The sequence below is a fragment of the Exiguobacterium sp. s50 genome (genome assembly GCF_018618175.1).
Lineage (GTDB): Bacteria > Bacillota > Bacilli > Exiguobacteriales > Exiguobacteriaceae > Exiguobacterium > Exiguobacterium chiriqhucha.
In genome coordinates, this window is the sequence record NZ_JACSLP010000002.1 from 338,592 (window position 1) to 365,590 (window position 26,999).

General features: G+C 52.6%; 31 protein-coding genes and 2 pseudogenes. 20 read left to right on the plus strand and 13 right to left on the minus strand.

The features are described 5' to 3' along the window. Positions 1-100: 100 nt before the first annotated feature. Positions 101-553, plus strand: a complete 453-nt coding sequence (locus KNP68_RS04125; protein ID WP_214798729.1) for a MarR family winged helix-turn-helix transcriptional regulator — start codon at positions 101-103, stop codon at positions 551-553. Positions 554-561: 8 nt separating this feature from the next. Then, positions 562-1,083, plus strand: a complete 522-nt coding sequence (paiA, locus tag KNP68_RS04130; RefSeq protein ID WP_131471383.1) for a spermidine/spermine N(1)-acetyltransferase — start codon at positions 562-564, stop codon at positions 1,081-1,083. Here paiA and KNP68_RS04135 read toward each other — a convergent pair. Continuing rightward, a complete protein-coding gene (locus tag KNP68_RS04135; RefSeq protein WP_131471382.1) occupies positions 1,058-1,744 on the minus strand; it encodes a haloacid dehalogenase type II in 687 nt (228 codons plus the stop codon). The genes paiA and KNP68_RS04135 overlap by 26 nt on opposite strands. A gap of 107 nt (positions 1,745-1,851) precedes the next feature. Here KNP68_RS04135 and KNP68_RS04140 point away from each other — a divergent pair, with 107 nt between their 5' ends. From KNP68_RS04140 to KNP68_RS04160, 5 genes are all read left to right on the plus strand, one after another. Next, a complete protein-coding gene (locus KNP68_RS04140; RefSeq protein WP_131471381.1) occupies positions 1,852-2,445 on the plus strand; it encodes an FMN-binding negative transcriptional regulator in 594 nt (197 codons plus the stop codon). Positions 2,446-2,592: 147 nt separating this feature from the next. After that, the gene (locus KNP68_RS04145; RefSeq protein ID WP_131490819.1) at positions 2,593-3,048 is read left to right on the plus strand and encodes a hypothetical protein; all 456 of its coding nucleotides are present in this window, start codon (positions 2,593-2,595) and stop codon (positions 3,046-3,048) included. Positions 3,049-3,215: 167 nt separating this feature from the next. Then, positions 3,216-4,253 (plus strand): iron-siderophore ABC transporter substrate-binding protein, encoded by a 1,038-nt coding sequence (locus KNP68_RS04150; RefSeq protein ID WP_131471379.1) that lies wholly within the window; start codon positions 3,216-3,218, stop codon positions 4,251-4,253. 10 nt (positions 4,254-4,263) lie between these two features. Continuing rightward, complete coding sequence (locus KNP68_RS04155) at positions 4,264-5,277, plus strand: FecCD family ABC transporter permease (RefSeq protein ID WP_371819324.1); 1,014 nt, start codon at positions 4,264-4,266, stop codon at positions 5,275-5,277. Next, a complete protein-coding gene (locus tag KNP68_RS04160; RefSeq protein WP_214798735.1) occupies positions 5,274-6,302 on the plus strand; it encodes a FecCD family ABC transporter permease in 1,029 nt (342 codons plus the stop codon). Before KNP68_RS04155 ends, KNP68_RS04160 begins: the two co-directional genes overlap by 4 nt. A gap of 47 nt (positions 6,303-6,349) precedes the next feature. Here KNP68_RS04160 and KNP68_RS04165 read toward each other — a convergent pair whose 3' ends face one another. Next, positions 6,350-7,099 (minus strand): SDR family oxidoreductase, encoded by a 750-nt coding sequence (locus KNP68_RS04165; RefSeq protein ID WP_058764679.1) that lies wholly within the window; start codon positions 7,097-7,099, stop codon positions 6,350-6,352. 141 nt (positions 7,100-7,240) lie between these two features. Here KNP68_RS04165 and KNP68_RS04170 point away from each other — a divergent pair, with 141 nt between their 5' ends. Further along, complete coding sequence (locus KNP68_RS04170) at positions 7,241-7,810, plus strand: TetR/AcrR family transcriptional regulator (RefSeq protein WP_214798738.1); 570 nt, start codon at positions 7,241-7,243, stop codon at positions 7,808-7,810. Here KNP68_RS04170 and KNP68_RS04175 read toward each other — a convergent pair. Then, a complete protein-coding gene (locus KNP68_RS04175; RefSeq protein WP_214798741.1) occupies positions 7,807-8,685 on the minus strand; it encodes a LysR family transcriptional regulator in 879 nt (292 codons plus the stop codon). The genes KNP68_RS04170 and KNP68_RS04175 overlap by 4 nt on opposite strands. Before the next feature lie 104 nt (positions 8,686-8,789). Here KNP68_RS04175 and KNP68_RS04180 point away from each other — a divergent pair, with 104 nt between their 5' ends. The 4 genes from KNP68_RS04180 (at position 8,790) to KNP68_RS04195 (ending at position 11,041) form a co-directional block, all read left to right on the plus strand. After that, on the plus strand, positions 8,790-9,521 hold the full coding sequence (locus tag KNP68_RS04180; RefSeq protein WP_251131448.1) for an SDR family oxidoreductase: 732 nt from the start codon (positions 8,790-8,792) through the stop codon (positions 9,519-9,521). Next, entirely contained in the window at positions 9,521-10,081 is a 561-nt protein-coding gene (locus tag KNP68_RS04185) for a DapH/DapD/GlmU-related protein (RefSeq protein WP_214798882.1), read from the plus strand. Before KNP68_RS04180 ends, KNP68_RS04185 begins: the two co-directional genes overlap by 1 nt. Next, on the plus strand, positions 10,078-10,509 hold the full coding sequence (locus tag KNP68_RS04190) for a cyclophilin-like fold protein (protein WP_214798743.1): 432 nt from the start codon (positions 10,078-10,080) through the stop codon (positions 10,507-10,509). The genes KNP68_RS04185 and KNP68_RS04190 overlap by 4 nt, the downstream gene beginning before the upstream one ends. Positions 10,510-10,642: 133 nt before the next feature. After that, on the plus strand, positions 10,643-11,041 hold the full coding sequence (locus KNP68_RS04195; RefSeq protein WP_021066236.1) for a cytidine deaminase: 399 nt from the start codon (positions 10,643-10,645) through the stop codon (positions 11,039-11,041). 51 nt (positions 11,042-11,092) lie between these two features. Here KNP68_RS04195 and KNP68_RS04200 read toward each other — a convergent pair whose 3' ends face one another. The 3 genes from KNP68_RS04200 to KNP68_RS04210 all read right to left on the minus strand — a co-directional run bounded on the left by KNP68_RS04200 (position 11,093) and on the right by KNP68_RS04210 (position 13,446). After that, complete coding sequence (locus tag KNP68_RS04200; RefSeq protein WP_214798746.1) at positions 11,093-12,031, minus strand: M23 family metallopeptidase; 939 nt, start codon at positions 12,029-12,031, stop codon at positions 11,093-11,095. A 98-nt stretch (positions 12,032-12,129) separates the two neighbouring features. Continuing rightward, entirely contained in the window at positions 12,130-12,846 is a 717-nt protein-coding gene (locus KNP68_RS04205; protein WP_214798749.1) for a polysaccharide deacetylase family protein, read from the minus strand. Between the two features lie 138 nt (positions 12,847-12,984). After that, positions 12,985-13,446 (minus strand): GNAT family N-acetyltransferase, encoded by a 462-nt coding sequence (locus KNP68_RS04210; protein WP_214798885.1) that lies wholly within the window; start codon positions 13,444-13,446, stop codon positions 12,985-12,987. Between the two features lie 185 nt (positions 13,447-13,631). Between KNP68_RS04210 and KNP68_RS04215 the strand changes: the two are divergent. Then, positions 13,632-13,748 (plus strand): annotated as a pseudogene (locus KNP68_RS04215) (Lrp/AsnC ligand binding domain-containing protein); the annotation flags it as partial. 62 nt (positions 13,749-13,810) lie between these two features. Here the strand turns inward: KNP68_RS04215 and KNP68_RS04220 are convergent. After that, positions 13,811-14,530, minus strand: a complete 720-nt coding sequence (locus KNP68_RS04220) for a GntR family transcriptional regulator (protein ID WP_029594765.1) — start codon at positions 14,528-14,530, stop codon at positions 13,811-13,813. 146 nt (positions 14,531-14,676) lie between these two features. Between KNP68_RS04220 and KNP68_RS04225 the strand changes: the two genes are divergently transcribed. Together KNP68_RS04225 and KNP68_RS04230 are read left to right on the plus strand one after the other, a co-directional pair. Next, positions 14,677-16,026 carry a 6-phospho-alpha-glucosidase gene (locus tag KNP68_RS04225; RefSeq protein WP_214798755.1) on the plus strand — a complete coding sequence of 450 codons (1,350 nt, stop codon included), beginning with the start codon at positions 14,677-14,679 and terminating at the stop codon, positions 16,024-16,026. Between the two features lie 71 nt (positions 16,027-16,097). Next, the gene (locus tag KNP68_RS04230; RefSeq protein ID WP_214798757.1) at positions 16,098-17,651 is read left to right on the plus strand and encodes a PTS transporter subunit EIIC; all 1,554 of its coding nucleotides are present in this window, start codon (positions 16,098-16,100) and stop codon (positions 17,649-17,651) included. Positions 17,652-17,702: 51 nt separating this feature from the next. On the opposite strand, the gene KNP68_RS04235 is transcribed toward KNP68_RS04230, so the two are convergent. Beyond that, positions 17,703-17,975, minus strand: a complete 273-nt coding sequence (locus KNP68_RS04235) for a hypothetical protein (protein WP_214708929.1) — start codon at positions 17,973-17,975, stop codon at positions 17,703-17,705. A gap of 206 nt (positions 17,976-18,181) precedes the next feature. Between KNP68_RS04235 and KNP68_RS04240 the strand changes: the two genes are divergently transcribed. After that, complete coding sequence (locus KNP68_RS04240) at positions 18,182-18,436, plus strand: type II toxin-antitoxin system Phd/YefM family antitoxin (RefSeq protein WP_128123417.1); 255 nt, start codon at positions 18,182-18,184, stop codon at positions 18,434-18,436. Then, on the plus strand, positions 18,429-18,695 hold the full coding sequence (locus KNP68_RS04245; protein ID WP_214708933.1) for a Txe/YoeB family addiction module toxin: 267 nt from the start codon (positions 18,429-18,431) through the stop codon (positions 18,693-18,695). The genes KNP68_RS04240 and KNP68_RS04245 overlap by 8 nt, the downstream gene beginning before the upstream one ends. 35 nt (positions 18,696-18,730) lie before the next feature. Here KNP68_RS04245 and KNP68_RS04250 read toward each other — a convergent pair whose 3' ends face one another. Further along, the gene (locus KNP68_RS04250) at positions 18,731-19,621 is read right to left on the minus strand and encodes a helix-turn-helix transcriptional regulator (protein ID WP_214798760.1); all 891 of its coding nucleotides are present in this window, start codon (positions 19,619-19,621) and stop codon (positions 18,731-18,733) included. A 75-nt stretch (positions 19,622-19,696) separates the two neighbouring features. Between KNP68_RS04250 and KNP68_RS04255 the strand changes: the two genes are divergently transcribed. Both KNP68_RS04255 and KNP68_RS04260 read left to right on the plus strand, forming a co-directional pair. Continuing rightward, on the plus strand, positions 19,697-20,239 hold the full coding sequence (locus KNP68_RS04255) for a dihydrofolate reductase family protein (protein WP_214798763.1): 543 nt from the start codon (positions 19,697-19,699) through the stop codon (positions 20,237-20,239). Positions 20,240-20,334: 95 nt separating this feature from the next. Beyond that, positions 20,335-20,754 (plus strand): hypothetical protein, encoded by a 420-nt coding sequence (locus KNP68_RS04260; protein ID WP_214764303.1) that lies wholly within the window; start codon positions 20,335-20,337, stop codon positions 20,752-20,754. A gap of 36 nt (positions 20,755-20,790) precedes the next feature. Here the strand turns inward: KNP68_RS04260 and KNP68_RS04265 are convergent. Further along, positions 20,791-21,132 (minus strand): annotated as a pseudogene (locus KNP68_RS04265) (FGGY-family carbohydrate kinase); the annotation flags it as partial. Between the two features lie 99 nt (positions 21,133-21,231). Between KNP68_RS04265 and KNP68_RS04270 the strand changes: the two are divergent. After that, entirely contained in the window at positions 21,232-22,839 is a 1,608-nt protein-coding gene (locus KNP68_RS04270; RefSeq protein WP_214798766.1) for a hypothetical protein, read from the plus strand. Between the two features lie 332 nt (positions 22,840-23,171). On the opposite strand, the gene gntK is transcribed toward KNP68_RS04270, so the two are convergent. The 3 genes from gntK to gnd form a co-directional block, all read right to left on the minus strand. After that, positions 23,172-24,671 (minus strand): gluconokinase, encoded by a 1,500-nt coding sequence (gene gntK, locus KNP68_RS04275; protein WP_371819325.1) that lies wholly within the window; start codon positions 24,669-24,671, stop codon positions 23,172-23,174. 17 nt (positions 24,672-24,688) lie between these two features. Then, positions 24,689-26,032: a GntT/GntP/DsdX family permease gene (locus KNP68_RS04280; RefSeq protein WP_214720306.1), complete on the minus strand. Its 1,344-nt coding sequence runs from the start codon at positions 26,030-26,032 to the stop codon at positions 24,689-24,691. A gap of 82 nt (positions 26,033-26,114) precedes the next feature. Beyond that, positions 26,115-26,999 carry a phosphogluconate dehydrogenase (NAD(+)-dependent, decarboxylating) gene (gnd, locus tag KNP68_RS04285; protein ID WP_214798772.1) on the minus strand — a complete coding sequence of 295 codons (885 nt, stop codon included), beginning with the start codon at positions 26,997-26,999 and terminating at the stop codon, positions 26,115-26,117.

Genomic DNA, 26,999 nt, shown 5'->3' on the forward strand with positions numbered 1-26,999 from the left:
ATAATCAAAGCCCATATCCAAAATACTTTTTGTTGCAAATGCAACTAAATGGATTATACTGAACGTAACGTATTGTAAATACAACAATCAGGAGGATTGTATGAGAGACCAGTTGCGTGAAATCGGGATGATTGCCCGTTCCCTCGACTCAATCAGCAATATCGAGTTCAAAGAGCTCGAGCTGACGAAAGGGCAATATTTATATTTGGTCCGGATTTGTGAGGAGCCGGGCATCATTCAAGAAAAGCTCGCCGAATTGATCAAAGTCGATCGGACGACGGCGGCGCGGGCGGTTCAAAAGTTGGAGACGAACGGGTTAATCACGAAGCAGGACGACCCGCACAACAAGAAAATCAAGCGGCTCGTCCCGACTGAACGGGGCAAGGCGCTGTACCCGGTCATCATCCGCGAGCATGAGCATTCGACGGATGTCGCGCTCGCCGGGCTGAGCGACCAGGAAGCCGAGCAGCTGCTTCGGCTGTTGAAGCGGGTCCGCCACAATATCGAAGGGGACTGGGATGCCGTGAAAAAAGGGAAGAAACGAGACTACTAGGGGGAATAATCATGATCACCATCAAAGCTTGTACAATCGAAGACGTTGACGCACTTCGCACCATCAGCATCGAGACGTTCACGGAAACGTTCGAAGCCGAGAATGACCCGGCGCATCTGGCCGCGTATCTCGAGCGGGCGTATAACGTAGCGCAACTTAAAAAAGAGCTTTCGAATCCGGACTCACAGTTCTTCTTCGCCATACTCGACGGGGAAGTGGCTGGTTACTTAAAAGTGAACGCCAACAACGCCCAGACCGAGGCCATGGGCGAAGAGGCGTTCGAACTCGAACGGATTTATGTGCGACGGAAGTTCCAAGGTAGTGGCGTCGGCAAGGCGTTGTACGCCCAGGCCATCACATGCGCGAACGAGCTGAATAAGCGTGAAATCTGGCTCGGTGTGTGGGAACATAACCATAAGGCACTCGCCTTTTACCGAAAGCACGGCTTCGTTCAGACCGGGGCGCACACGTTTTATATGGGTGACGACGCTCAAGTCGATTTGATTATGGCCAAGCCGCTTCGTCCGTGACCCATTCCAGTATGCCTGACAAGTCCTCGTAGACGGCGTCAGGGGCCAGGTCGGGCATATCGACCGGTTTGCCGTCGCGGTTGATCCAGGCGGTATGGAATCCGAAGTTCTTCGCACCGGCAATGTCCCAACCGTTCGAGGACAGGAACAGCACCTCGTCCCGCTTCAACCCGCTGTTCTTGAACCAGTGCATGTAGGCGGCCGGTGACGGCTTGGCTTGTTTGATGCCGTCGATGCTGACGAGTTCGTCGAACAGGTCGGTGAAACCGGCGTTTTGGATGAGTTCCGCGAGCATCGCGTCCGTCCCGTTCGAGAGAACGATGGTCTGTTTATGATGAAGTTGGTGCAAGACGTCTTCAACCTCTTCATATGGCGACAGGTCGGCGTAAGTGGCAATCAATGCGTCCTCCGTCTCGATCGTCCACGTCACTTCGGCCGCTGACAATGCATACCGGAGCGCGTCGCGCGTGACGACGGAGAAGTCCTCGTAGCGCCCCATGATGTGGCGGGTAAAGAAGTAGTCGAGCTGTTTCGTCCGCCACGCCTGGCTGATTTGGTCACCTTTTCCGGGGAACTGTTCGTCACACGCCGTCTTGACGGAATGGACGTCGAACAAGGTCCCATATACATCGAACACGAATGCTTTAATCGTCGGTTTCATAGAGATCCCTCCTTAGTTGAATCGCGTCATCTACTCTTTACCCTAGTTGGCATGAATTATACGGGAGGGCCAGTCAGTTGATCAACGAACCAGACAGGAGGAATACGATGTACGTCCCAAAACTTTACGCCGTGAACGATCCGAGAGAAGTGCACGATTTCTTGAAGGCGCATCCGTTCGGCACCATCGTCACGTATGATGGCCAAAAACCGATCGCGACGCACGTGCCACTCCGTTTCCATGAGGAAGAGGGCCGCGTCTGGTTCACCACACACATCGCCAAAAACAATCCACAGTGGCAAACGATTGAAGACCAGACCGTCCTCTTGATCGTCCAAGGTCCGGATGCCTATGTGTCGGCGTCGTGGTACGGACATGAGGACGTATCGACGTGGAACTATCAGGCCGTCCATGCATACGGACAGGCCACCATTTTAAATGCGGACCAACTCGATGAAGACTTGGCCGGACTGCTTCAAGACCATGAAGGGGACCGGGAGCACGCCGTCGTCTGGGAGGAACTGTCCGAGCCGGTGCAGCAGCAGAAATATGGCGTCGTCGGGTTCCGCATCGACATTTCGGACATGCAGGCGGCGTTCAAGCTGAGTCAGAATCGAAACGAAATGGATTATACACGTATCGTCTCGGAGCTCGAGCGGGAAGGGTGTCCGATCGCGGATGTGATGCGTAGGCAACGATAATTTCGATTCATTGACCGGACGTTCGATTCTCGTCTACCCAAGGGAAGCAGTGAGGCGTATCATCAATCGTGGAATCAAATTCAATGATGAAGCGAGCGAAGACAGATGAACAAGAAACGGTTGATGAGGTTGCTAGGTTGGCTAATTGTGATTTTGGCTTTGGTTGAACTGGCGACGGATTGGCCAGACCCACCGAATCCACCGATTGAACACGCGTTTGAAGAACCGATTGCGTTTCCTTTTGAAATCACTCGGCGCTATAGTGAGATTGATATCGCAAAACCGCACCACATGCATCAATTCGTGTTTCACTATGTGAACGAGGAGACGACACAGGAGTTGCGCTACATCGTCCATAAAGTCGTCGATGAACCTGATGACATGGAAGATATTTCGTCATACGGAGACCAATATGTACTTGCGGACGGGACATCTGCTTTCTATGATGAGGCGGAATCGACGTCCCAAGGGTTATGGTGGATCAACAAAAACGGATTCACTGCCCGAATCATCTACTACATCGATGGCAACTCCATCGAACTTGACGACGAGACCCGCTTACCGGTCCAACAACTGATCAACTTGGCCAATCAAACGTTATGACGAAAGCCCGCGTCTCACCAGTTGAGAAAGGCGGGCTGTTTCTATTTTCCGAAAGATATCTTGAAGTTCAGATTGACAGCGCTACTCGATTCATCCTATACTCATAACTGATAATGATTATCAATGTCGGCGTAAAACGTTGTCATACAGAAAAAGGGGACTAGGACATGAACAGCTACAAGAAATTGCTACATATGTTCATCATCATGTCTGCCTTCGTGCTCGTGCTCGCAGGATGCGGCGCGAACAATGAAGATGCAGCCACGACAGATGAGTCTGCCGAAACGGCAGAAGGCTATCCGATTACCATCAAACACGCGTTAGGCGAGACGGTCATCGACAAGAAGCCGGAACGCGTCGCAACGGTCGGTTGGTCGAACCAAGACGTCGCGCTCGCGCTTGATGTCGTACCAGTCGGTTTCTCGGCTGCGAACTACGGAGTCCAAGACGGCAGCGGCATGTTGCCGTGGACGGCTGACAAGTTGAAAGATCTCGGTGAAGAAAACCCGAACATCTATCAAGATACGGACGGTCTCGACTTCGAAGCGATCGCTGATTCACAGCCGGACGTCATTCTTGCCGCCTACTCAGGCATCACGCAAGAAGATTACGACACGTTGACAGAAATCGCACCGGTCGTCGCATACCAAGAGACGCCTTGGGTGTCATCATGGCAGGACACGGTTCGTTACGACTCAATGGCCATGGGCATGGAAGAAGAAGGCAAACAGTTGATTGAAGACACAGAGAAACTCATCGCTGACAAGGCAGCCGAAGTACCGGAGATGAAAGGGAAGAAAGCGGCATTCGTCGCGCTCAGCCCAGACGACCTGTCGAAGTTCTATATCTACACGACAGGTGACCCGCGTGGTGCCTTCATCGAAGAGCTCGGAATGGAGTACCCGGAGAACATCACGAGCCAAATCAAAGATGAGAACAGTTTCTACCTCGAGCTCAGCTCAGAGAACGCTGACATCTTGAACGACGTCGACATCTTCGTCGCCTACGGGAACGAAGAGACGTTGAAAGCACTTCAAGCTGACCCGCTCTACAGCAAAGTGCCGGCCATCAAACGCGGTTCGGTCGTCATGATCGAAGACAACACGCCGCTCGCGGCTGCTGGGACACCATCACCACTCTCAATCGAATATACGATTGACGACTACGTGAAACTCGTGTCAGAAGCACTCGCGAAAGTCGAGTAATCAAATGAATATGCCGAAGAAGTTACACACGCCGAAACGGTTCGGGCTCCTCCTCGTAGGGTCGCTCGTCCTGCTCGTCGTCTGTATGCTCGCTTCGCTTGCTTTCGGCTCACGGACAATCGGATGGGATGAACTGCTTGACGGTTTATTCCGTCCGGCTGTTCAGTCGTATGAAGCGGACATCGTCCGGCAGCGGGTCGTTCGGACGGTGTTCAGTTTCATGTGCGGGGCGGCACTCGGTGTCTCGGGCGCGCTCATGCAGTCGGTGACACGTAACCCGATCGCCGACCCAAGCATTCTCGGGGTCAACACGGGGGCGGCGCTGTTCGTCGTCGTCGGAATCGCCTTCTTCAACATCTCGACCGCGGGCGACTATATTTGGTTCGCACTCGTCGGGGCGCTCTTAACCGCGGCGTTCGTGTTCGGCATCGGGTCGCTCGGGCGGGGCGGTTCGACGCCGCTCAAGCTCGTCTTGGCCGGTGCGGCGACGAGTGCGGCGTTGTCGTCACTCGTCATGGCCATCATGATTCCACGCTCGAACGTCATGGACCAGTTCCGGTTCTGGCAAGTCGGTAGCGTCGGGGCCGGGACGATGGACTCGATTATGACGTTCCTGCCGTTCTTTATCGGCGGCATCGTCATCGCCATCTTGGCGGCACCGTCCCTCAACATCTTGGCGCTCGGGGAAGAACTCGCCACAGGTCTCGGTGTCCGCATCGGCACGTTGAAACTGATCGCCTCGTTCGCAGGTGTCATCTTGTGCGGGGCGGCGACGGCACTGGCCGGACCTATTGGTTTTATCGGTCTACTCGCGCCGCACCTCGTCCGCTTGGTCATCGGGGCAGATGAACGGTATATCATCCCGATGTCGGCACTGACCGGCGCGATTTTATTGACGTTCGCCGATGTGGCCGGGCGTCTGCTCGGCAGTCCGGGAGAACTCGAAGTCGGCATCGTCACGGCGTTCGTCGGGGCCCCGATTTTGATTGCCTTGACGATGAAAGTGAAGGTGCGTGGCGTATGAACCAATCCATTCAACCGATTATCCATAACAGTCGCAAGCGCCGGCAACGGACCGTCTTCGTGACGCTCATTTTGTTCGCGCTCGCCCTTACGTTGAGCGCGACGATGCTCATGCTCGGCAACACAATTTACCCGGTCACGGACGTCATCCGTGTCTTGTTCGGGGAACAAGTACCGGGCGCCTCGTTCGCAGTCGGCACGATCCGTCTGCCGCGCATGCTCGCCGGCGTCTTCGCCGGACTTGCGTTCGGCATCGCCGGGACGGTGTTCCAGACGATGCTCCGCAACCCGCTCGCCAACCCGAACGTCATCGGCATCACGACCGGTTCGAGTGCGGCGGCCGTGTTCGGCATCGTCGTCTTGCAGGCGAGCGATACGTTCGTCTCCATCATCTCGATCATCGGCGGGCTGTTGACCGTCCTCGCCATCTACTTCTTGTCGAAAGGCGCCGCCTTCTCAATCGGCCGGCTCGTCTTAGTCGGCATCGGGATTCAGGCGATGCTGACGGCGGTCATCAACTATCTGCTGCTCATCAGCCGCCAAAACGATGTCGGGACGGCGATGCGCTGGTTGAGCGGTAGCTTGAACGGGGTGAAGATGGAGACGCTCCCGCCGCTCATGATTGCGGTTGCGTTCTGTCTGCCGGTCATCCTCCGGCTCAGTCGACAGCTCCAGATTTTAGAGCTCGGGGAGATGACGGCGACGTCGCTCGGCGTCAAGACGAACCAGACGCGCGTCCTGCTCATTGTCGCCTCGGTGCTCATGCTGGCGCTCGCGACGGCGACGACCGGACCGATCGCGTTCGTCGCGTTCCTGGCGGCACCGATTGCGAAGCGGCTCGTCGGGGACGGGCGTTCGACGATCATCCCGGCGGCACTCGTCGGGGTCATCTTGGTACTCGCAGCCGATCTCATCGGTCAGTTCGCCTTCACGGCCCGCTACCCGGTCGGTGTCATCACCGGCATGGTCGGAGCGCCGTATTTGATTTATCTCTTAATCCGGATGAACCGGAGAGGGGAGCTATAACGAGAAATGAGCCACATCCCGCGTTTGGATGTGGCTCATTTTTTGGTTTAGTACGCGGTCCAACCGCCGTCGATGGCGACGACTTGACCATTGATGAAACTCGATTCGTCCGAGCCGAGGAAGAGGGCGAGCTGAGCAATCTCTTCTGGTTGTCCGATGCGTGGGTTGATGGCCATCCCAAGTTGCTGGCGACCGAACCCGGCCTGACTCATGTTCGTCATCGTCGAGCCGATGTTCGTCGCGACCGCGCCCGGTGCGATTCCGTTACAACGGATGTTTTGGTCGGCGTACATGAACGCCGTGTTCTTCGTCAATCCGACGACGGCGTGTTTTGACGCCGTATAGGCCGCGCCGGCCCGAGCGCCGTACAAGCCGCCGGCCGAGATATTGTTGACGATGACGCCGTGACCTTGCTTCGTGAACAAGTCGACGGCAATCCGCATCGATTTCATGACCGACACCGTGTTGACAGCAAAGATTTTCTCCCAGCGCTCGTTCGAGATCTCACCGACCGGTTCCATCCCGTCCATAATGCCGGCGTTGTTGACGAGGATGTCGACTTGACCGAACGTCTTCACCGTCTCATCGAACAACTGCTGCAACGCCTCTTCAGACGTGACGTCCGTCTGGATGGCGAACGCTTCGCCTGAGATTCCTTCGACGACCGCCTGCGCCCCGTCGAGATTCATATCCGAGACGACGACGCGAGCTCCTTCTTTCGCGTAAAGCTCCGCGATCGCTTTTCCCATTCCTGATGCTGCACCTGTGACAATCGCCACTTTCCCCGATAACCGCATGACTGTCTCCTCCTTTAATTGAACATGTGTTCAATAACTATTATAATGAATGTTAGAAAGCGCTTACAATCATCAAAAAAGAGACGTTCTGTTGAATAATCAACACTTCCAGCCATAACTGTTGAGGGGAATGTGCAAACTATGAAGCCGGACTTGCGTGTCGTCAAAACAAAGCGAGCGCTCCATGAGGCGCTCGTCGAATTATTGAAGAATCATTCGCTCGAACAAGTGACGATTTCAGCACTTTGTCGTGTGGCAAATGTCAATCGGGGCACGTTTTATCTGCATTACGCACGGGTCGAGGACGTATTCGAGGAGTATTTCCAAGAAATCACGGCCGACCTCGCCAAGTCGTATGAGGAGCCGTATCGACATGTGAAGCTGCTCAATCCGCGTGAACTCGAACCGTCGACGATCCGCATCTTTCACCACGTCCAGACGTACGTCGACTTCTATCGCATCGTCTTCTCGAAAAACGTACCGCTCGCGTACTATTACATGTTGTTCGACGAAGTGCGCAAGTTGCTCCTCCGCGACACGGCGGCGCACAAGCAAGACGAGATTGACCATGCGTTGTTCTGTTCGTATCAAGCGAACGCCATCGTCGGGATGATCATCCATTGGGCCGAACGCGACTTCGCGGCCACCCCGGACGAGATGAACGAGCAGTTGGCGCACATATTGCGCCTCGATTCCGGCCGCCGTGTTTAGGTGGCCGTTTCCCGTTCATCGAACAGCTCTAAAAATGTTGAGGCGACGTTCGACAGGCGACTCCCGCTCTTCCAAATCAAATGGACGGAAGACGTGAGCGGGGGATGGAGCGGGACGAACACCAACTCGGTCCCTTGCGTGTTGATGATCCCGTCGAGGCAGAGCGCGTGGCCGATGCCTTCCCGGACGAGGAGCGAGGCGTTATAGAGCAGGTTGTACGTCGCGACGACGTCCGTTTCAGTCAAATCGACGCCGAGCCGGGCCGACAAATGCCGGTCGACGAGCGATTGCTCTGACAAAATGAGCGGCAAGTCGAGAAGATCCCCGGTCTCGATGGCATTCTTTTGTCCGACTGGACTGTCACGGCGGGTCAAGATACCCCAACGGTCGACATGAGGGAGCTCGCGGGAGGCGTACGTGGCCAGATTGATCGGTTCGATGACGACCCCGAAGTCGAGGATGCCCCGGTCCAACTTGTCGATGACGTCGTCCCCGTTGCCGCTATACAGGCGTAACTTGACGTCGGGATGAAGCTGTTTCATCTGTCGGAACGTCTCGACGACCGAGGTGAGCGTCTCCGTCTCGCCACCGCCGATGTACAGTTCTCCGCTGACGGGTGTCGCCGTGTTCAAGTTGATGGAGATCTTATCGGCCAGACGGACCATCTCTTTGGCGTGTTCGGCCAAATAGTAGCCTCGTTCCGTCAGCGTGACGCCGCCTTGGCTCCGCTCGAACAACGGTCCGCCGAGACTGTCCTCGAGCTGATGGATTTGCCGGGACAGTGCGGGTTGCGACAGTCGTAAATGTTCGGCCGCGCGCGTGATGTTCTTTTCGCTCGCGACGGCGAGGAAGTACCGTAGTTGTTGTAGCTCCATGTCATCCCTCCATGCGTTTTCGTTATGGTTCTTAATCAAATAGTAGCATTAGACATGACGCTTGTCCGTTCCTATACTAGAGTCATTCAAAGGAGGAATGGATTATGACCATCAACAAAGTTGTCATCATCATGGGGGCGTCGAGCGGGATCGGCGAAGCGACGGCCCATCTATTGGCCGAACGGGGCGCGAAACTCGTGCTCGCCGCCCGTCGTCTCGACCGGTTGGAAGCCATCCAAGCGAAGCATCCCGAGGCTGACATCGTCATCCAGCAAGCCGATGTCACGGACTACGCAGCTGTCGACGCGGTGGTGAAGACGGCACTCGACACGTTCGGGACCATCGATGTCTTGTTCAATAACGCTGGCATCATGCCGACCGCGCCGCTCGTCGACGGGCGCCGTGACGAATGGCAGGCCATGCTCGATGTGAACGTGACCGGGGTGTTGAACGGGATTGCCGCCGTGCTTCCAATCATGGAACGTCAACAGTCGGGTCATATCATCGCGACCGATTCGGTGGCCGGCCACGTTGTCTATCCGGAGTCGGCCGTCTACTGCGGGACGAAGTTCGCGGTCCGCGCCATCATGGAAGGCTTGCGCCAAGAACAGCGCGAGAACAACGTCAAATCGTCGATTATCTCGCCGGGAGCCGTCCAGACCGAGCTGTACAACACGATCAGCGACAAACAAGCCGCCCAGGCGCTCCATGAGGCGCAAACCGAGTGGGGATTGACGAGTGAGGACGTGGCTGAAGCGGTCGTCTATGCCATCGATACGCCGGACCGGGTCTCTGTCAGCAACCTCATCATCCGTCCGACGAAACAACAGGTGTGATGATGGGTAGCGGATTGAGAGAACGCGTGTCTGGCCGAACGATCGCTGCGGGTGAAGCCGTCTTTGAAGAGATTCATCACATTCAACGAGCCATCGAGCCGATACTCATGCGCCTGAATTATCAGTACTTGCCGAAAGACGAGTTCCAGCGGACGCTCTCGGAGCTGCTCGGGCAAGACGTCGCGGACTCGGTCACGGTGCTGCCGCCGCTCTATACCGATTTCGGGAAACACATCACGCTCGGGACAGACATCTTCATCAACCGCGGTGTCATGTTCACCGATCTCGGCGGCATCGACATCGAGGACCACGTCTTGATCGGCCCGTTCGCCAAGTTGCTGACGGTCAATCATCCGACCGACCCGACCGAACGGCGCGGCTTGATCACGAAGCCGATTCGCGTGAAACGTAACGCCTGGATTGGGGCCGGGGCGACGATTTTGCCGGGTGTCACCATCGGCGAGAACGCCATCGTCGCAGCTGACGCGACGGTGACAAAAGACGTCCCGGACAACGTGACGGTCGCCGGGACACCGGCCCGTATCGTTCAGACGTCATGAACGTCATCCGCCTCGGATTGGTCGCTTCCATGTTGTTTCTCGCTGGGTGTGGGGACGACACGGTGAGGAAGCCGGAGAATCAGGAAGGAGTGACGTCACAAGTGGAAGAACTAAACGTCTCAATACGTTTCGAAACCAACCCGACAGCCGAAGCGCTTCAAGCCCGTCTGCCACTCACGTTGTCGATGCAGGACTTGCATCAGAACGAGAAGTATTTCTATTTCGACGAACCGTTCCCGACGAACCCGGAACGTGTCAGCTCGATTCGGGCTGGGGATGTCATGCTGTATGGGGATGACTGTCTCGTCTTGTTTTATAAAAACGTCGAGACGAGCTATGCGTATACGCGCATCGGTCGGGTCGAGGACTTCTCCACGCTTGCACCGCTACTCGGGAGCGGGACGGTCGAGCTGACGTTTCAAAACTGACACAACAGTGTGACCGCTTTCAAAAATTCATTGACTTCTCTATCGCATGAGGTGTATGCTAAAAATCCTGCCCAAAAAAGAGAGGCCGGGAACTGGCATCAGTTCATTTCGAGTCAGAGAGGACAATGATCCCATGAACCAACAACAATTAGTCGAGCGTGCCCGCCAAGTGAAAGAGAACGCCTACTCGCCGTATTCGAACTTCCGCGTCGGAGCAGCGCTTCTCATGAAGGACGGTACGGTCATCGACGGTGTCAACGTCGAGAACGTCTCGTTCGGTGCGACGAACTGTGCCGAGCGTACGGCCATCTTCACAGCGGTCGCGCAAGGGTATAAAAAAGGGGACTTCGAAGCCGTCGCGGTGTCAGGCGACACGGTCGACTTCTTGCCGCCATGCAGTATCTGCCGCCAAGTGCTCGTCGAGTTCGGCGACCCGGACTTCAAAGTGTTGCTCACGAACGGCAACGCCGACGTGAAAGAAGTGACGCTTGAAGAGCTCGTCCCGCTCGCGTTCACAGAACTCGAAATGTAACAGCAATGTCCCCACATCCATCGATGCGGGGACATTTTTTGTAGCTAACGATTACCGCCAAAAATTAAACAAGAGTCGCGGAACGGCGAGCGCGAGTTCGAATAAAAAGTCAGCGGCTAAGTCCGTGCGATTCGGTAAGTTGGATGGTTTCGGTCTGACGATTTGACCACGGACCGGCTTCTTTCTTCCTTTTAGACGAATCCGAAGTGAGGTGGCGGATGCCAAGTCGGGACTGTCCATCACTTGGAAGTGAAGGTGCGGTTCAGACGAATTACCCGAGTTGCCACAACGACCAATCAATTGGCGTGTCTTGACATGGTCCACGACGTTGACGGCGATTGAGCCATCCTCGAGGTGGGCGAGGAGACTATACTCCCCGCCGGCGTGCTCCAAGATGACGTGATTGCCGAAAGGGCGACTCGAATCTGGAACGTCCGGTACATCATCGACAACCACCACAACCGTCCCATCCAACGGTGTGATGACGCGTTCCCCGAACGCATAAAACGAGTGGTTCCCGGACTTTGTCTTGTTGTATGACCAGTTGTTGTTCACTTTAATGAAATCGTAGGCGTATCGTTGCGCGCGTTCCGGATAATGCCGATTTTCACCAGGATGTGTACCGCCTGATACGACGAGCCAGTCATCCGTGAACGGGAGGTGGTATGTATGTTTCGTGAAGCGACGGTCGCCCCTCGAATCGGGTTGATGTGGCGTCATGAGTAGTTCCTCGATGAGGTCGTCCTGATTGAACATGACACTGAGCACGCGTTCCTTCCGGTCATCTATCCAGACGAGATGACGGCTTCCATTCAATTTCATGTCATTCACGACCCGATAGCGGCGAACACCTTCATTGAATGAAGTGGCGAGCCGGTAGAACGTGTCGAGCGAGGTCTGTTGTTTGAATGAGTCGGTCGTCTGGTTATAGATTGAATCGAATTGACCATCGAGAAATGATTTAGGAAACGTTCGGACGTTGAGTTGCATGTAGGTTCCACCTTTGCTGGTTGTTCCTATTGTATACGGCCTCAAGAAAGTAAAGTTTCGAGCAACAAAAAGCTGAGCCCAGATGGACTCAGCATGTGTCATTCATTCGGTTCCCACGGGTTGAAAAAGTTGTACGCGGGGTGCACCCCTTCTAACGTCCGGAACTCATAGTCGCGTTCTTTCGCATAACGGATAATCGTATCGAGCGCTTGCGGTGTCATCGAGTGATCGTGTGCCAATATGATCGAGGCGATATTCATCTCATAGTTCGCCTCGAGCCGGTTGAACACACGCTGCTCGATTGGCGCGTTGTCTTTCTTATAGATATGGTCGAGACTGCCGACGTTCCAGTCCCAAATCTCGAAACCGGCCTCGTCCATCGCTTGCCAGTGCGCCGGCGTCATCCCGGCGTCACTACCATAAATCGTGCGGGCCATGTTTGTATGAATCCCCGTCATTTCGTAGATGAGGCGTTGCACGTCCTTCATTTGACGCACGGCCGTCATCGGCGACTCATAAAACTCCTCACGCACATGTGTCATCCCATGCAAGGCGATGAGATGGCCTTCGGCGACGATGCGTCGGATGAGATGCTCATTTCCCTTGATATTTTTCCCGAGGATGAAGAAGGTCGCTTTGACCCGATGCTTCTTCAAGACGTCAAGCAGCGCTCCGGTCTTTCGGTTCGGCCCGTCATCGAGTGTCAAATAGATGAGGCTGCGGTCGTTATAGGCTTTCGGTTTCGGAATCGCCGCCTGTGACAGGGAGCTGATTAACAAAAAAATAGACATGAGCAAAATGACACGTTTCTTCATCCTATCAAAACTCCCTCGAGGCAACAAAACAGGTGACATGATATCGGTATGAAGCATAGATTACCATAAAAAGGAGTCAAAGATGAAGCAAAAAAATGCCCCTGAAATTGAAAATCAGGGACGGGGGTGTGAGTCGGTTCATTTCGCTACATCAAATGCATAAATCTGTTCGTCGTCCTCAGTCACAAGGTACTCAAAGTTCAACTTTTTTAAGAGGGCGATTGACGCCTCGTTCGTTGTAAGTGCACAGGCTTTGATTGTCTCGGCCCCTTGGTCGGACAAATGACGAATCAATCCGGATACGACCTCGGACGCATAGCCTTGGCGCGCGTGTCGGGGTGAAATCGTATAGCCGATCCAATACGTCGTCCCGTCTTGTTGCACATACAAATCGCCAATCAATTCATTCGTTTCCTGATTGATGATGGCGAGTTGCATGCCTTGAGTAATGGAAGGGTTGCCGAGTAAAGAGCGTTCATATTCTTCGTAAGTCAATCCTTTGAAGGATTGGTGTTGCATCCATTCCAAGTCGTTGCGATATGTCATGAACGGTTCGATGTCACGTTGCTCGAACGGTCGGATGAGGCAGCGGGTTGTCATTAGTTTCACTAGATATTTTACCTCCTGTTAAGCGTATATTAAGTTTACACAGGATGCCGAGGAGAAGGTAGGGTGCTCCGATCGACGACTCCTGATTAAAACAAAAAATCCTTTGTTTGACAGGGATGACTTTTGGCTGATGCGCTTGGCTCGTCTTGGTCATATCAAACTGTACTCACGGTCCGCACGTCCGCAATAACTACAAGGTGAGCGGGGACGGCTGTTACGTCCTGGAGTGCCGATTCCCGTCGAACCAAGAACTGAACGCCTTTTTGGATGGGCTCAGCGAATACGTCAATTAGAAGTTGTCGCTCGTCATTAACTGACGAAGAACCTGTGAATCAAGTGATTCACAGGTTCTTTTTTAATGCCTTCGTCCAGCGCGGATGATGAAGCGGTATTCTTCACTCTTGAAATACGTCTCAGTGAACTCAAACCGACTGCCATCCATAAGAAACGAATAGAGTTCGACTTTGAGTACGGGCGTTCGTTCACTCACTCCGAGCATCTCGGCAATCTCTTTTGTCGGAAGCACCGGGATGAACTCTTGGACGCTGTCCGCAATCTTGAACTGTTTGACTTCTTCGATATAGGCGTACTTCGATTGCGACATCACTTCGTACGTCAAGTCGGGGAACAGCTTTAGCGGCAAGTATGTGTCCTCGACGATGAGCGGTTCGCCGTCTGCGAATCGTTGGCGCCTCACGTAGAAGACGAGCTCGCCATCTTCGAGTTCGAGTGCCTCTCGCACTTTCTCACTCGGTGGCTGCAACGTGAAGGTGAGTACTTTGTTCGTCACTTCTTTCCCTTCTCGTTTCATGTCTTCCGTGAAGCTTTTTAATTCGTACATGTTGTGTTCAATCTTTTCGGACTGGACGTATGTGCCGCTGCCCTGTCGTTTCCATAAGAGACCTTCCTCTTGGAGCAATTTGACCGCCTGCCGGACAGTCACTCGACTGACACTGAACTCTTCGACGAGTTGAGCCTCGGTCGGAATCGCCTCACCGGGCGCCCACGTGCCGGACTCGATAAACGTGCGCATTTTGTGGGCGACTTGTTGGTAGAGCGGTGATTTTGCTTTCATGACTGACCCTCCGATTTCGACCTGAATTCATACTTCTAGTATACACAAAGCAAAACGTTTTCAAAAATAGTGTTGACGTTTAAAATAATATGTATTAAATTTGTATTGTAATCAATAAGATATGTATTCGAAAGGGGAACGCACACATGAAACAAGGACAACGCCTCGTCGTCGTCGGTGGCGGCAGCACGTACACAATCGGTATGATTATGAGCTTGATCGAAGAGAAGGCTCACTTCCCACTACGTTCAATCACGTTTTACGATACGGATGGTGAGCGCCAGGAGCGTGTCGCCAAAGCGACTGAAATCATCTTGCGTGAGCATTACCCAGAGCTCGAGCTGTTCGAGTATACGACGGACAAAGAATACGCCTTCCGCGACAAGGACTTCTTCTTCGTTCAAATTCGAACGGGCGGCCTGGAGATGCGCGAGAAAGATGAACAGATTCCGCTCCGTCACGGCGTGGTTGGACAAGAGACGTGTGGACCGGGTGGGATGTCGTACGGGATGCGGTCGATTGGGGACATGATTGATCTCGTCGCAGACATCCGCCAAGGCTCACCGGACGGTTGGATCTTAAATTATACGAACCCGGCCGCAATCGTCGCCGAGGCGTTGAAGCGTGCCTACCCGAATGACAAAAAGATTTTGAATATCTGTGACATGCCGGCCGCAATCATGGTGAGCTACGCGAAGATTCTTGGCAAAGAAATTTGGGATCTCGTGCCGGAATACTTCGGCCTCAACCACTTCGGTTGGTTCACAGGCATCTATGACAAAGAAGGCAACGAATTGACGGAAGACATCAAGCGCACCATCTTAGAGGACGGGTTTATCCCAGAAGACTCAGAGATCGCAAACGACCCATCTTGGATCAAGACGTTCAAGCAAGTCGAGAAGATGCTCACCGACTTCCCGGAATACTTGCCGAACACGTACCTTCAGTATTATTTGTATCCGTTCGACATGGCGGAGAAGGAAGACGTAGAGAACACGCGGGCCCGTCAAGTCATCAACGGCCGCCAACAACGTGTCTTCTCGACGTGCGATCAAATCATCGCTGACGACTCGCTAGAGAACGTGCATCTTGAAGTCGACATCCACGGTTGCTACATGATTCGCGTCGCAGCGTCACTCGCTTACAACAATGGCGACATCTTCATCGTCATGGTGAAGAACGACGGCATCATCGCTAACTTGCCGGATGATGCGATGGTCGAAGTGCCGGCGATGCTCACGAACCGTGGACCGAAGCCGTTCGCTCTCGGACACATTCCTCGCTTCTACAAAGGGATGATTGAAGGACAGCTCGCCTACGAACAGCTCGTCGTCGACGCCTATTTCGAGAACAGCTATGAAAAGGCACTCCAGGCACTCACGCTCAACCGGACCGTCGTCGATGCGCCGGTCGCCCGTCAAATCCTTGACGATTTGATTAACGAGAACGAAAACTATTGGCCGACCCTCAAACAACGGGAGACGATCGCACGCTAAAGACGAAGGGGAGTTATTCCCCTTTGTTCGTTTTGTGAATTGATAACGCTTACATATGAAGAGTGAATCAAATGAGTCAATGGTTCGGGGTATTTCAAAAATTCGGGAAGGCGCTCATGGTACCAGTCGCGCTCTTGCCGGCGGCCGGTATTTTACTTGGTCTCGGCGCGGCGCTAACAGGTCCGCTTGCAGAAAGTTGGACGTTTTTACAGAACGGGACGGTCGAAGCGATCAGTGCCGGGATGCTTCAAATCGGGTTGAGTATCTTCGCCAACTTGCCAATCATCTTTGCGATTGGCGTCGCGGTTGGTCTGTCCGGCGGGTCGGGAATTGCGGCACTTGCCGCACTCGTCGGCTACGTCATCATGAACACGACGATTTCGATTGCCCTTGGGATCACACCGGAAATGGCGGCTGAGAGCGGGGAGTACGGCATGTTGCTCGGTATCCCGTCACTTGAGACGGGTGTGCTCGGTGGAATCGCGGTCGGCTTGCTTGCGGTCTGGGTGTATAAAAAATTCCACACGTTCAACCCACCAGAGATGCTCGGCTTTTTCGCCGGAGATCGTTCGGTCGGTATCGTCATGGTATTCTTCTCCATCTTGCTCGGTTTCTTTATGATGCTCATTTGGCCGCCGATTCAGACCGGCCTCACAGCGATGGCGAATGTCATCGCGAGTGATGCGACGAATCCGGCTTACGTCGGGTTATACGGAATGCTCGAACGGTTATTGATTCCGACCGGATTACATCACATCTGGTACGCACCTTTCTTATGGACGTCACTTGGCGGCACGGCGACGGTTGACGGTTCGATTGTGAGCGGGGACCAATATATTTTCCTCGCTCAAATCGCAGAAGGTGTCGACGTGACGGCCGGACGCTTTATGGCCGGCAAGTTCCCGATCGTCATGTTCGGTCTTCTTGGAGCGGCGTTCGCCATGTACCGTCAGGCCGACCCGGACAAGCGTCCCGTCGTGCGTGGCCTCTTGCTCGCAGCGGCAGGGACGGCGTTCTTGACCGGGATCACCGAACCGATCGAGTTCACGTTCTTATTCATTGCACCATTTCTTTACGTCGTGCATAGTGTGTTGACAGGGGTGTCGTTTGCGCTCATGTACGCTCTTGACGCCCATATCGGCTGGGTCGGTGACTCGGGATTGATTGACTATGTCTTGGTGAATGTGTTGCCAGGGACGCCGCGCTGGTGGATGAACCTCGTCGTTGGGGCCGGATTCTTCTTCGTCTATTACGGCATCTTCACGTTCGCGATTAAAAAATGGAACTTGGCGACGCCGGGCCGAGGGGGACAAGAGACGAAACTGTTTACCCGCAAAGACTACAATGAAAAGAAATCAGGAAAGACATCAATCCAAACGACGGGACTTGCCATTCAAGAGGCGCTCGGTGGCCGTGACAACATCATCGATATCGATGCCTGTTTCACACGTCTCCGTGTCGAATTGAAAGATGTGTCCCAAATCGATGAGGACGAGTTGAAGGCACTCGGGGCAGCCGGGGTCGTGAAAGTGAAAAATAACATCCAGGCCATCTTTGGAGGACGCTCGGATTTGTACAAGAATGAGTTGCTCAAACTGCATAAAGAGATGGACCAAGCGAATTGAAAAAAGAGCTCAACCGATTTACGGTTGGGCTCTTTGTCCGAGATGAGAAGGTTAGTTCATAACCGACGAGGCACGATAAAATTGAGCACCTTTGATAAGTGTCGAAGCGACGAGACCGATGGCGAGCGGCAACGTGATGACGCCGATTCCTTGCTCGGTGACAATCATGTTGCCTTCCTCATAATAGCCTTTCAAGTAGAACAGCCCAGAACCAATCGTCTCGTTCAGCTCGAGCGTCGAGACGTTAAGGTACACCATGATAGCGAACAATGAGATGACACTGATTGAGATGAATAGCGTGGAGAATGATAGTTTATAATTCATAACAAGACTCCTTTTTTATGATAGCTACATATCGATTTTACCATTAAATTACATTCGTAATATGAGTCAAAGGAATTAGCTTCTTATTCATTTTAAGAGTACATATTAGAAAACACCTTTTTTATTTGTTCATATTTAAGTAGTATCGGTCAGTTGTTTTATTGTACAAAAAAAAGTACAATTGGAACATGGAAGGAGTGGTTATAATGTCTACAATTACCTATAGTGATGCACGTAAAAACTTCAAAAAAGTATTAGATCAAGTTCACGAAAATAGTGAAGCGATTGTCATCTCACGAAAGAATAGTGAAAATGCGGTCATTATGTCGGAACAAGAATACGAGAGCTTAATGGAAACCATTTATTTGTTAAGAAGCCCGAAGAATGCAGAGCGGCTATTAGAATCTATTAAACAGATTGAACATAATGAAGCTACAGAAAGAGAATTAATGAATGAGTAAATCTTTATTTTTCACTGACAATGGGTGGGAAGATTATTTGTATTGGCAAAAAGAAGATAAAAAGAAATTGAAGCGAATCAATTTGTTAATCGAGGATGTTAGAAGAAACGGAAATTTGAATGGGATTGGTAAACCAGAAGCATTAAAAGGGAACTTACAAGGTTTCTATAGTCGTAGAATTGATTCAGAGCACAGAATCGTCTATCGAGTTACGAATCAATATGTAGAGATTTTACAATGCCGTTATCACTACTCATAAATGGACTCAAACCTTTGTTGGTATGAGCCCATTTTTTATTCATACATATCCCATAACCTTTCGGCGTGCTCCCGCATCATCTCTCTCAGTTCAGTCGGCTCTAAGACCTCGACTTCCGCCCCGGCCGCTAGCAATTGTCGCGACAAGAACGGGAGCTCGGCTTCCGGTACGTCCCACTCATTCTTTTCGCCGATATCGGGTAATACGTCTTCAAGTAGACGACGGCCAAGCGGGGTGATGGTGAGCCGAACGGTCACACCGATTCGTTCATTACTCGCCTCGAGGAGCATCGCCAAGTCGTCCGCTTCGAACGTCTCATCAAGTAGGCGCATCGCTTCGATCCGGTCGATGCGATATTGGCGCAGTCCGTACTCCGAGAGGCCGTACACGTACCATTTCAGATCGAGTAGCGCCATCCCGACCGGAGCGACGGTGAACGTGCGTGATCCTTTCGTCGTCGCGTATGTCATCTCGATATTCCGCCGTTGCTCGACCGCTTGAAACACGTCTTTCGTGAATGGGGCCGGTGGAACGGTCTTGTTTCCGAGCCAAAGGATGTTCTTTTCGAGCCGGGCGATTTTCATCTCGAGGTCGTGGGGCAACTCGTTTACGTACCAATCGGACAGTGTATCCCGCACGTCCCCGAACGGCACGTCCGGAATCTGTTCCATCCATTTGAGGGTGAGGTAGAGCGCAACCGCTTCCTGTTCTCGGAGCTGGAGCGGGGGCAAGAGCCGATTCGGTAACATCTCATAGCCACCACCTGTTCCGGGGACGCTCCAAATCGGATAGCCGAGTTCCTCGAGCGTCAGCATGTCGCGTTGAATCGTCCGAACCGAGGCACCTGTCTCAAGAGCGAGTTCATCCGCTGTGAACCGTTGCCCGCGATTCAACAATCGAATCAAGTGCAGATGTCGTTTTTTCATTTTATCCATTCCCGTCATGTTTTGTCGTGTTTGTCGAGTAAGCTGAATGTATCACGAATCAAGGAGGAATTCATCATGGCAAACGTCGTCTTATATATCGCGACGAGTTTAGATGGAAAAATTGCCCGCCCGAACGACCAACTCGATTGGTTGTTCGCGGTCGAGGGGGAGGGGGACAACGGCTACGCCGACTTCTTTCAGAGGGTCGGTGCCGTCATCATGGGGCGGAAGACGTACGAGGAAGTGCTCGTGCTTGAGCCGGACGGTTATCCGTATGACAAGATTCCGAACTACATTTTGACACGCAGCCCGGACCGGGAAGCCGAGCACGTCACATTCACGGACGAGCCAATCGAACAGCTTATCGGACGATTGAAGCAAGACGTCGACGGGGACATCTGGCTCGTTGGGGGAGGCGAGGTCATCAAGGCGGCGATGGAGCACGACTTGATCGACAGCTATGAGATTGCTATCGCCCCGGTCGTATTAGGCGAAGGGATTCCGCTCTTCCCGGAAGGCACGAAAGAGACGAAGTTGAGACTGACGAGCCAACGCGCGTCCGGACAGTTCGTCATGGTGACGTACAAAAAACAAGTGTTAGATGAGCGTAAATATTAATAATAAAATTCAAACAATAGAAACAGGAAAAGAAATACTCGACCTCTAATAAATACATTGTACAGATTCTGAATACATTTATTAGGAGGGTACGTATGTCTAATGTGGAAGCTTTTCGAAATCATATTAATGAGTTAGAAGTTTTTATGGAAGAAGTGAAATTAGAGAACGGAGATACAGGATTCCGTATGCAAGAAACAATTAAAGGCGGAGGAAATGTCCTATTTGGTATCATATTCAATGCAGACGAAACGATTGTTGATATTAACGTATGGGGGCTTGCAGACATAACGAATCCAATGAAAAAAGAGGACTTGTTGTATCTTCTCAACACATTAAACCAAGATTACCGTTTCGCAAGATTTATCGAAAATGAAGGGCAAGTAAGTGTGAATTACTCGTACATCATTGATGATGGATACTTTAATCCTGGTAAAGTAATTCAACATTATATTCTATTGTTGAATTGTTTAGAGAATGTTTATCCTAAATTTATGCGCCTCCAATGGGCGTAAACGAAAGGCCGAGTTCACGACGAACTCGGCCTTGTCTCATACATGCTTCCTTTGGAACGCGGAAATCGCTTCATACTCTTCCGCGAGATGACGAGAGAGCCGGATGTAAATCGGTAGCAACTCCCGGTAAATCGTGGTCGCTTCATGATTTGGTGCATGTTCGTGCGTCACTTGCGGCACAGCCGTGAAGTCGTCGATGTCGCCGAACGCGTACTCTCCGAGCATGACCGCTCCGAGACACGAGCTCTCGTGGCTCTCCGGCACGACGACCGGCGTATCGAAAATGTCGGCCATCATCTGACGCCATAGACTCGACTGGGCGAACCCGCCCGTCGCGTGAATCCGGTTCGGTGTGCCCGTCAATTCGTCGAGCATCAATTTGAAATAATTACCCCTTTGTTAAAAAAAACACCACCTCCCTACTAAAAAACATTATATGATGGACAATGTTGGGAATTTGTAGAAAAGAGGGTATTTATGAAGGAAATATTAGCATTTATTCTAGGGGTTTTAATGTCAATCAGTGGATTGATGCAAGTCGACGCAGCAGTGACAACACCAAATGTTAGCAAATTATCACAGGCAATCACTGACGAGTTCAAAGTGGTGGGTGACAAACTTTATGGTATTGGTGATAGAGATGGACTTGTTTTGTATGATTTAAAGACTGGAACACTGTTACGTGATTATGAAACGTATAGCTCATACTCAAAGTTGGCCGTATCTGATGACGAGTCTCATGTCGTATTGATGTGGTCATACGGTATTCGATCGTTTAATACGTTTGGTGAAGTAAAAGAGGAAATTGAAAAAATTGAATTTGGCCCGTCAATGATGGAAAGTTTTGAAGGCGGCGGAGATTTTCTTCCGAACAGTTCCGTATTGATTCTATCTGGTGATGAAAAGTTAACGGCCTACGACATGACAACAAATGAAGTAAAATGGATGCGTGGAGCCGAGTCCGGCAACGTAACGACCTCAGAGCATTACATCCTTGTTGAAAATCAAAACAGTGGTCGATTATACACGCATGAAGGCGAATTCGTCCATGAATGGACCGATGTCAATGACATCTCAATAAGTCAAAGTGACAAAGTTGTCGTCGTTGGAGACAAAATGGTCAGCAGTTTCGGAGCAAATTCATATGACAAACCTATTCATTCGTTACAAGTACAAGCAACGATTGCAGATATTGAATCGAGCGGACAATTCGTCACCATCAATAACACACCCTATACGTTTGATTTAAAAAAGATTTACATGAATACAGACTTTGGAGGCAAATCAATTGATTTAACCGCGAGCGCAAAATATGTGTTAGCGACAGATTGGGACTATACATATGTGTACTTGGCAAATGGATTCATGGAACGTTCAATATCAGCTTATATTCCATCTACTCTTCAGAAATTGACAGCAGGGACTACGTATAATACGTCGCTCATGGTTAAAGTAGCATCTGGAAAAACAACTAGTGTGAAAAAAGGAGTTGTCTGGACCACGGACAAGCCTCAAATCGCTTACGTTAAAGACGGAAAAATTGTTGCAAAAAGTAAAGGAACCGTTACGTTAAAAGCCACTTACGAAGGACTAACGGCTAAACGCACGGTTACTGTGTTACCGGATCCGCGTCCATCTGATTATAGTTGGCTATTATCACAGAAAGCTCAGATGGTGAGAGGGACTTTCGTTGGAAGTCCTCATAAACTGTATGGTGATTATGCAAAGGTGAAAGGTTCAGCTGGAACGTTTGAAAGCGATTGGGGCTTTGGATATAAAGGTCGTCACCAAGGGGAGTTCATGTTCACTTCAAGCTCCAAACCTCAAAAAATTAACATTATCACCATGTCGCCGTCTCTTCAAAAACGCGATATTACGAAGTACGAGTTTCAGAAAGTGTTCGGAAAACCACGGAATTCTAATGGGGACTATTGGGAAACTTTTAAATTTACAAAAGCAGGGAAAAAATTAAGCGGATATTATATTGAAGAAGTAGCTGAATATAAAATCAACAACAAATTACCGATGTATGTATTCTATGATTCGAACTACCGTGTCCGCTACATTTCCCTTTACTCAAAATAATGCTAGTTCAATAGGTGCTAATTCGTTTTTTTGAACTGAAGCCTGAATGATAGACACTTGATAAAAAGTGCGCATTCAGGTTTTTTTTGCGTGCAATCGAATTTATATAACGAGCCTATTTATTCAGACGGCGGAACACATCCATGAGTAAAATCATCCTCAACGAACATCAGATTAGGCAGCTCGAGTCAAATCCGAACTTCGAGTCGGTCTAGGAGCGACTAATCCAGTACACGGGCGATTTCAAGGTACGGGCCGTCCTCGAGAATCAGGAAGGAAAGGCCACCCCTCAAATGACGAAAGACCAAGTTCGCAATGAACTTGGTCTTTTCTCATACATGCTTTCTTTGAAACGCGGCAATCGCTTCATACTCTTCTGCGAGATGGCGGGAGAGCCGGATATAAATCGGCAGCAACTCCCGGTAAATCGTAGTCGCTTCATGATTGGGCGTATGTTCATGCGTCACTTGCGGCACGGTCGTGAAGTCGTCGATGTCCCCGAACGCATACTCGCCGAGCATGACCGCCCCAAGACATGAGCTTTCATGGCTCTCCGGAACGACGACAGGCGTATCGAAAATATCGGCCATCATCTGGCGCCACAGGCTCGACTGGGCGAAACCACCCGTCGCATGAATCCGATTCGGTGCGCCCGTCAACTCGTCGAGCGCCAGCATGACCGTATACAAGTTGAAGATGACACCTTCTAACACCGAGCGGATGAAGTGCTCGCGCTTATGGTGGATACTCAAGCCGAAGAACGAACCGCGTGCGTTCGAGTCCCAGAGCGGGGCCCGTTCCCCCATCAAGTACGGGTGGAACAACAAACCGTCCGAGCCCGGCTTGACCGTCTCAGCGATGCGCGTCAACACATCATACGCGTCCATCCCGAGCCGTTTCGCCGTCTCGACCTCGCTCGCCGCGAACTCGTCGCGGAGCCAGCGCAAGATGATGCCGCCGTTATTGACCGGCCCACCGATGACCCAATGCTTGTCGGTCAAGGCGTAACAGAAGATGCGGCCTTTCGGGTCCTCGACCGGTTCGCGGACGACTGTGCGGATGGCACCGCTCGTCCCGATCGTGACGGCGACGACGCCTTGTTCGAACGCCCCGACCCCGAGGTTTGACAACACCCCGTCGCTCGCCCCGATGACGAGCGGGAAGTCCCAGCCGAGCGTCTCAACAACATCCGATTTAAGCGTTAAAATCTCGGTCGTCGGCACGAGCTCGGATAGTTGCTCGGGCGTGACTCCAGCGACGTCGAGCGCCTCGGCATCCCAGTCACAGTTCTTCAAGTTGAACAGGCCTGTCGCCGAGGCGATCGAGTGGTCGATGACGAAACGACCGGTCAGGCGATAGAAGACGTACTCTTTGATGGAGACGAACTTGGCCGCTTGGTTGAACACGTCCGGATGCTCATGTTTCAGCCAACGCAGCTTCGAGAGTGGCGCCATCGGATGGACCGGTGTGCCGGTACGCATATGGAGCGCACTCGCATCGAAGTTCCGTTTGATCTCTTGCGTATACGGGTTGGCCCGGCTGTCGGCCCACGTGATGCTGTGGGTGAGCGGACGACCTGACGCATCGAGCGCGATCAGGCTGTGCATCGCCGAACTGAACGAGGCAAAACGGACCGGACCGTCGGCTTTGGCGCGGACGGCGGAAATCGCCTCGAGCACGGCCCCGTAGATGACGACCGGGTCTTGCTCGGCCGTCTCCGTGTCTGGGGTGAGGAGCGGGTACAACACGTTATGTACCGCGAGTTGTTGCTGGTTATGGAACAGGACGGCTTTCGTGCTCGTCGTCCCGATATCGACGCCAATCGTGTACACACACATCACTTCCTAACTTAAATGATAAACAAGCTGATCAAGAAGACGACCGCGAAGCCGGTCAATCCGATAATCGTTTCCATGACGGTCCACGACTTGAGCGTGTCTTTCACGTCTAGCCCGAAGTAGCGGTTGACGAGCCAAAAACCTGAGTCGTTGACATGCGAGAGTACCGTCGCACCCGAGGCGATCGAGATAACGATGAGGCCGAGCGCGGCACCGGTGATATTTTGAAGTTCGAGAAGCGGCGTGATGAGTCCTGCCGCTGTGACCATCGAGACGGTCGCCGAACCTTGGGCGACACGGACGACGGCCGCAATCAAGAAGGCGAGCACAATCGCCGGGAGTGCTGACCCGGCCATCATTTCTCCGAGCACGTCACCGACACCCGAGTCGATCAACACTTGTTTGAACACGCCACCGGCACCCGTGACAAGGATGATAATCCCGGCCGGTTCGAGCGCTTTCGTCGCAATCTCTTGCACCTCGTCACGCGTATAGCCACGGCGTGTGCCGAGGAAGATGAACGTGAGCAGCGTCGCGAGCGTCAAGGCGACGAACGGGTGACCCATGAACGTGAAGAACGTGCGGATGCCGTTGCCTTCTTCTAATAAGACGGCGGACAACGTGTTGGCGAGAATCAACACGAGCGGAATCGAGATGAGCGAGACGATCATCTTGAAGCTCGGCAGTTCTTTCGACGTATCAATCTCTTCGAACTCCATATAGTCCGGGATAGTGACGTGAATTTTCTTGGCGATATACTTCGCAAAAATCGGACCGGCGAGAATCGTTGCCGGAATCCCTGCGATGACCCCGAACAAGATGACCCATCCGAGCTCGGCCCCAATCAAGTTGGCAACGGCAATCGGACCCGGCGTCGGCGGGATGAAGCTGTGCGTGACGGCGAGACCCGCGAGGAGCGGAATCCCGTAGTACAAGAGCGAGCGGCCCGTCTTTTTGGCGAGGCCGTAAACGATTGGAACGAGAATGATAAAGCCGACGTCGAAGAAGACCGGGACGGCGACGATAAAGCCGGTGAGGGCGAGCGCCCATTGCGCCTTGTCTTCTCCAAACTTATTGACGAGCGTCTGGGCGAGGCGTTCCGCACCACCCGAGACTTCTAACATCTTCCCGAACATAGCACCGAGACCGACGACGACGGCGACGAAGCCGAGCGTGCCGCCCATTCCGTTCTGGATCGAGGCGATGACGTCCCCGAGCGGCATACCGGCCGCGACGCCGACGAGTAGACTGACGAGGAGAAGTGAGACGAAAGCGTGAAGCTTCGTCCGCATGACTAAGAATAAGAGCAAGAAAATCCCTGCGACTGCGATTAAAATGAGTGTCGAACCCGACATATGTATTTCCCCCTTTACCGTATGTGTAACCGTTTACAAATATTTACAAAGGAAAAGGCCACCCCTGACCTTTTCCTTGCGGTTATTTCTTGACGACCGCGTGGCCCCCGAACTCGTTTCGGAGCGCGGCGACGACTTTCCCTGAGAACGTGTCGTCCTCGAGCGAGCGGTAGCGCATCATGAGCGACATGGCGATGACCGGGGCCGCCGCCTGTAGCTCGAGCGCCGTCTCGACCGTCCATTTTCCTTCCCCTGAGGAATGCATGACGCCGCGGATGTCGTCGAGCTTCGCGTCTTTCGAGAACGCGTTCTCGGTCAACTCCATCAACCATGAGCGGACGACCGATCCGTGGTTCCAGACGCGGGCGACCTGTTCGTAATCGTAATCGAACGGGCTCTTTTCCAAAATGTCGAACCCTTCGGCAATCGCCTGCATCATGCCGTATTCGATGCCGTTGTGGATCATCTTCAAGAAGTGGCCACTGCCGGCCGGTCCCGTATACAGGTAGCCATTCTCGACCGAGAGGTCCTTGAAGATCGGCTCGATCGTCGGCCAGGCGTCGGCGTCACCACCGACCATCGTGCAGGCGCCGTTGCGGGCACCTTCCGTGCCGCCGCTCGTCCCGCAGTCGAAGAAGGCGATGCCTTTGGCACTGAACTGTTCGGCGCGTGCGACCGACAGCTTGTAGTTCGAGTTCCCACCATCGATGACGATGTCACCCGGCTCGAGTTTCTCAAGTAGTTCCGCCAGTACGGCCTCAGTGATGTCACCGGCCGGCACCATCGCCCAGACGACGCGTGGTGTCTCGAGCGAGTTGACGACGTCCTCAAGCTTCGGCACGATCTCAAACTTCGATGTCGCCTCGACGTTCCCGGCGTCCGTCCCGACGACGTTGTGACCGTGGTCGCTCAAGTTGAGCGCCAAGTTGTATCCCATCTTGCCTAATCCAATCAAACCGATTTGCAT

Excerpts from the sequence above, each read along its gene's own strand:
- KNP68_RS04185 (WP_214798882.1), top strand. The coding sequence starts at position 9,521 with ATGATGGGTAGCGGATTGAGAGAACGCGTGTCTGGCCGAACGATCGCT.
- KNP68_RS04180 (WP_251131448.1), top strand. The coding sequence starts at position 8,790 with ATGACCATCAACAAAGTTGTCATCATCATGGGGGCGTCGAGCGGGATC.
- KNP68_RS04235 (WP_214708929.1), bottom strand. The coding sequence starts at position 17,975 with ATGAATTATAAACTATCATTCTCCACGCTATTCATCTCAATCAGTGTC.
- KNP68_RS04170 (WP_214798738.1), top strand. The coding sequence starts at position 7,241 with ATGAAGCCGGACTTGCGTGTCGTCAAAACAAAGCGAGCGCTCCATGAG.
- KNP68_RS04220 (WP_029594765.1), bottom strand. The coding sequence starts at position 14,530 with ATGAAAGCAAAATCACCGCTCTACCAACAAGTCGCCCACAAAATGCGC.
- KNP68_RS04160 (WP_214798735.1), top strand. The coding sequence starts at position 5,274 with ATGAACCAATCCATTCAACCGATTATCCATAACAGTCGCAAGCGCCGG.
- KNP68_RS04165 (WP_058764679.1), bottom strand. The coding sequence starts at position 7,099 with ATGCGGTTATCGGGGAAAGTGGCGATTGTCACAGGTGCAGCATCAGGA.
- KNP68_RS04255 (WP_214798763.1), top strand. The coding sequence starts at position 19,697 with ATGGCAAACGTCGTCTTATATATCGCGACGAGTTTAGATGGAAAAATT.
- KNP68_RS04190 (WP_214798743.1), top strand. The coding sequence starts at position 10,078 with ATGAACGTCATCCGCCTCGGATTGGTCGCTTCCATGTTGTTTCTCGCT.
- KNP68_RS04155 (WP_371819324.1), top strand. The coding sequence starts at position 4,264 with ATGCCGAAGAAGTTACACACGCCGAAACGGTTCGGGCTCCTCCTCGTA.
- KNP68_RS04140 (WP_131471381.1), top strand. The coding sequence starts at position 1,852 with ATGTACGTCCCAAAACTTTACGCCGTGAACGATCCGAGAGAAGTGCAC.
- KNP68_RS04210 (WP_214798885.1), bottom strand. The coding sequence starts at position 13,446 with ATGACAACCCGCTGCCTCATCCGACCGTTCGAGCAACGTGACATCGAA.
- KNP68_RS04195 (WP_021066236.1), top strand. The coding sequence starts at position 10,643 with ATGAACCAACAACAATTAGTCGAGCGTGCCCGCCAAGTGAAAGAGAAC.
- KNP68_RS04260 (WP_214764303.1), top strand. The coding sequence starts at position 20,335 with ATGTCTAATGTGGAAGCTTTTCGAAATCATATTAATGAGTTAGAAGTT.
- KNP68_RS04245 (WP_214708933.1), top strand. The coding sequence starts at position 18,429 with ATGAGTAAATCTTTATTTTTCACTGACAATGGGTGGGAAGATTATTTG.
- KNP68_RS04175 (WP_214798741.1), bottom strand. The coding sequence starts at position 8,685 with ATGGAGCTACAACAACTACGGTACTTCCTCGCCGTCGCGAGCGAAAAG.
- KNP68_RS04205 (WP_214798749.1), bottom strand. The coding sequence starts at position 12,846 with ATGAAGAAACGTGTCATTTTGCTCATGTCTATTTTTTTGTTAATCAGC.
- KNP68_RS04150 (WP_131471379.1), top strand. The coding sequence starts at position 3,216 with ATGAACAGCTACAAGAAATTGCTACATATGTTCATCATCATGTCTGCC.
- KNP68_RS04125 (WP_214798729.1), top strand. The coding sequence starts at position 101 with ATGAGAGACCAGTTGCGTGAAATCGGGATGATTGCCCGTTCCCTCGAC.
- KNP68_RS04270 (WP_214798766.1), top strand. The coding sequence starts at position 21,232 with ATGAAGGAAATATTAGCATTTATTCTAGGGGTTTTAATGTCAATCAGT.
- KNP68_RS04200 (WP_214798746.1), bottom strand. The coding sequence starts at position 12,031 with ATGCAACTCAACGTCCGAACGTTTCCTAAATCATTTCTCGATGGTCAA.
- KNP68_RS04250 (WP_214798760.1), bottom strand. The coding sequence starts at position 19,621 with ATGAAAAAACGACATCTGCACTTGATTCGATTGTTGAATCGCGGGCAA.
- KNP68_RS04280 (WP_214720306.1), bottom strand. The coding sequence starts at position 26,032 with ATGTCGGGTTCGACACTCATTTTAATCGCAGTCGCAGGGATTTTCTTG.
- KNP68_RS04225 (WP_214798755.1), top strand. The coding sequence starts at position 14,677 with ATGAAACAAGGACAACGCCTCGTCGTCGTCGGTGGCGGCAGCACGTAC.
- KNP68_RS04135 (WP_131471382.1), bottom strand. The coding sequence starts at position 1,744 with ATGAAACCGACGATTAAAGCATTCGTGTTCGATGTATATGGGACCTTG.
- KNP68_RS04240 (WP_128123417.1), top strand. The coding sequence starts at position 18,182 with ATGTCTACAATTACCTATAGTGATGCACGTAAAAACTTCAAAAAAGTA.
- gnd (WP_214798772.1), bottom strand. The coding sequence starts at position 26,999 with ATGCAAATCGGTTTGATTGGATTAGGCAAGATGGGATACAACTTGGCG.
- KNP68_RS04230 (WP_214798757.1), top strand. The coding sequence starts at position 16,098 with ATGAGTCAATGGTTCGGGGTATTTCAAAAATTCGGGAAGGCGCTCATG.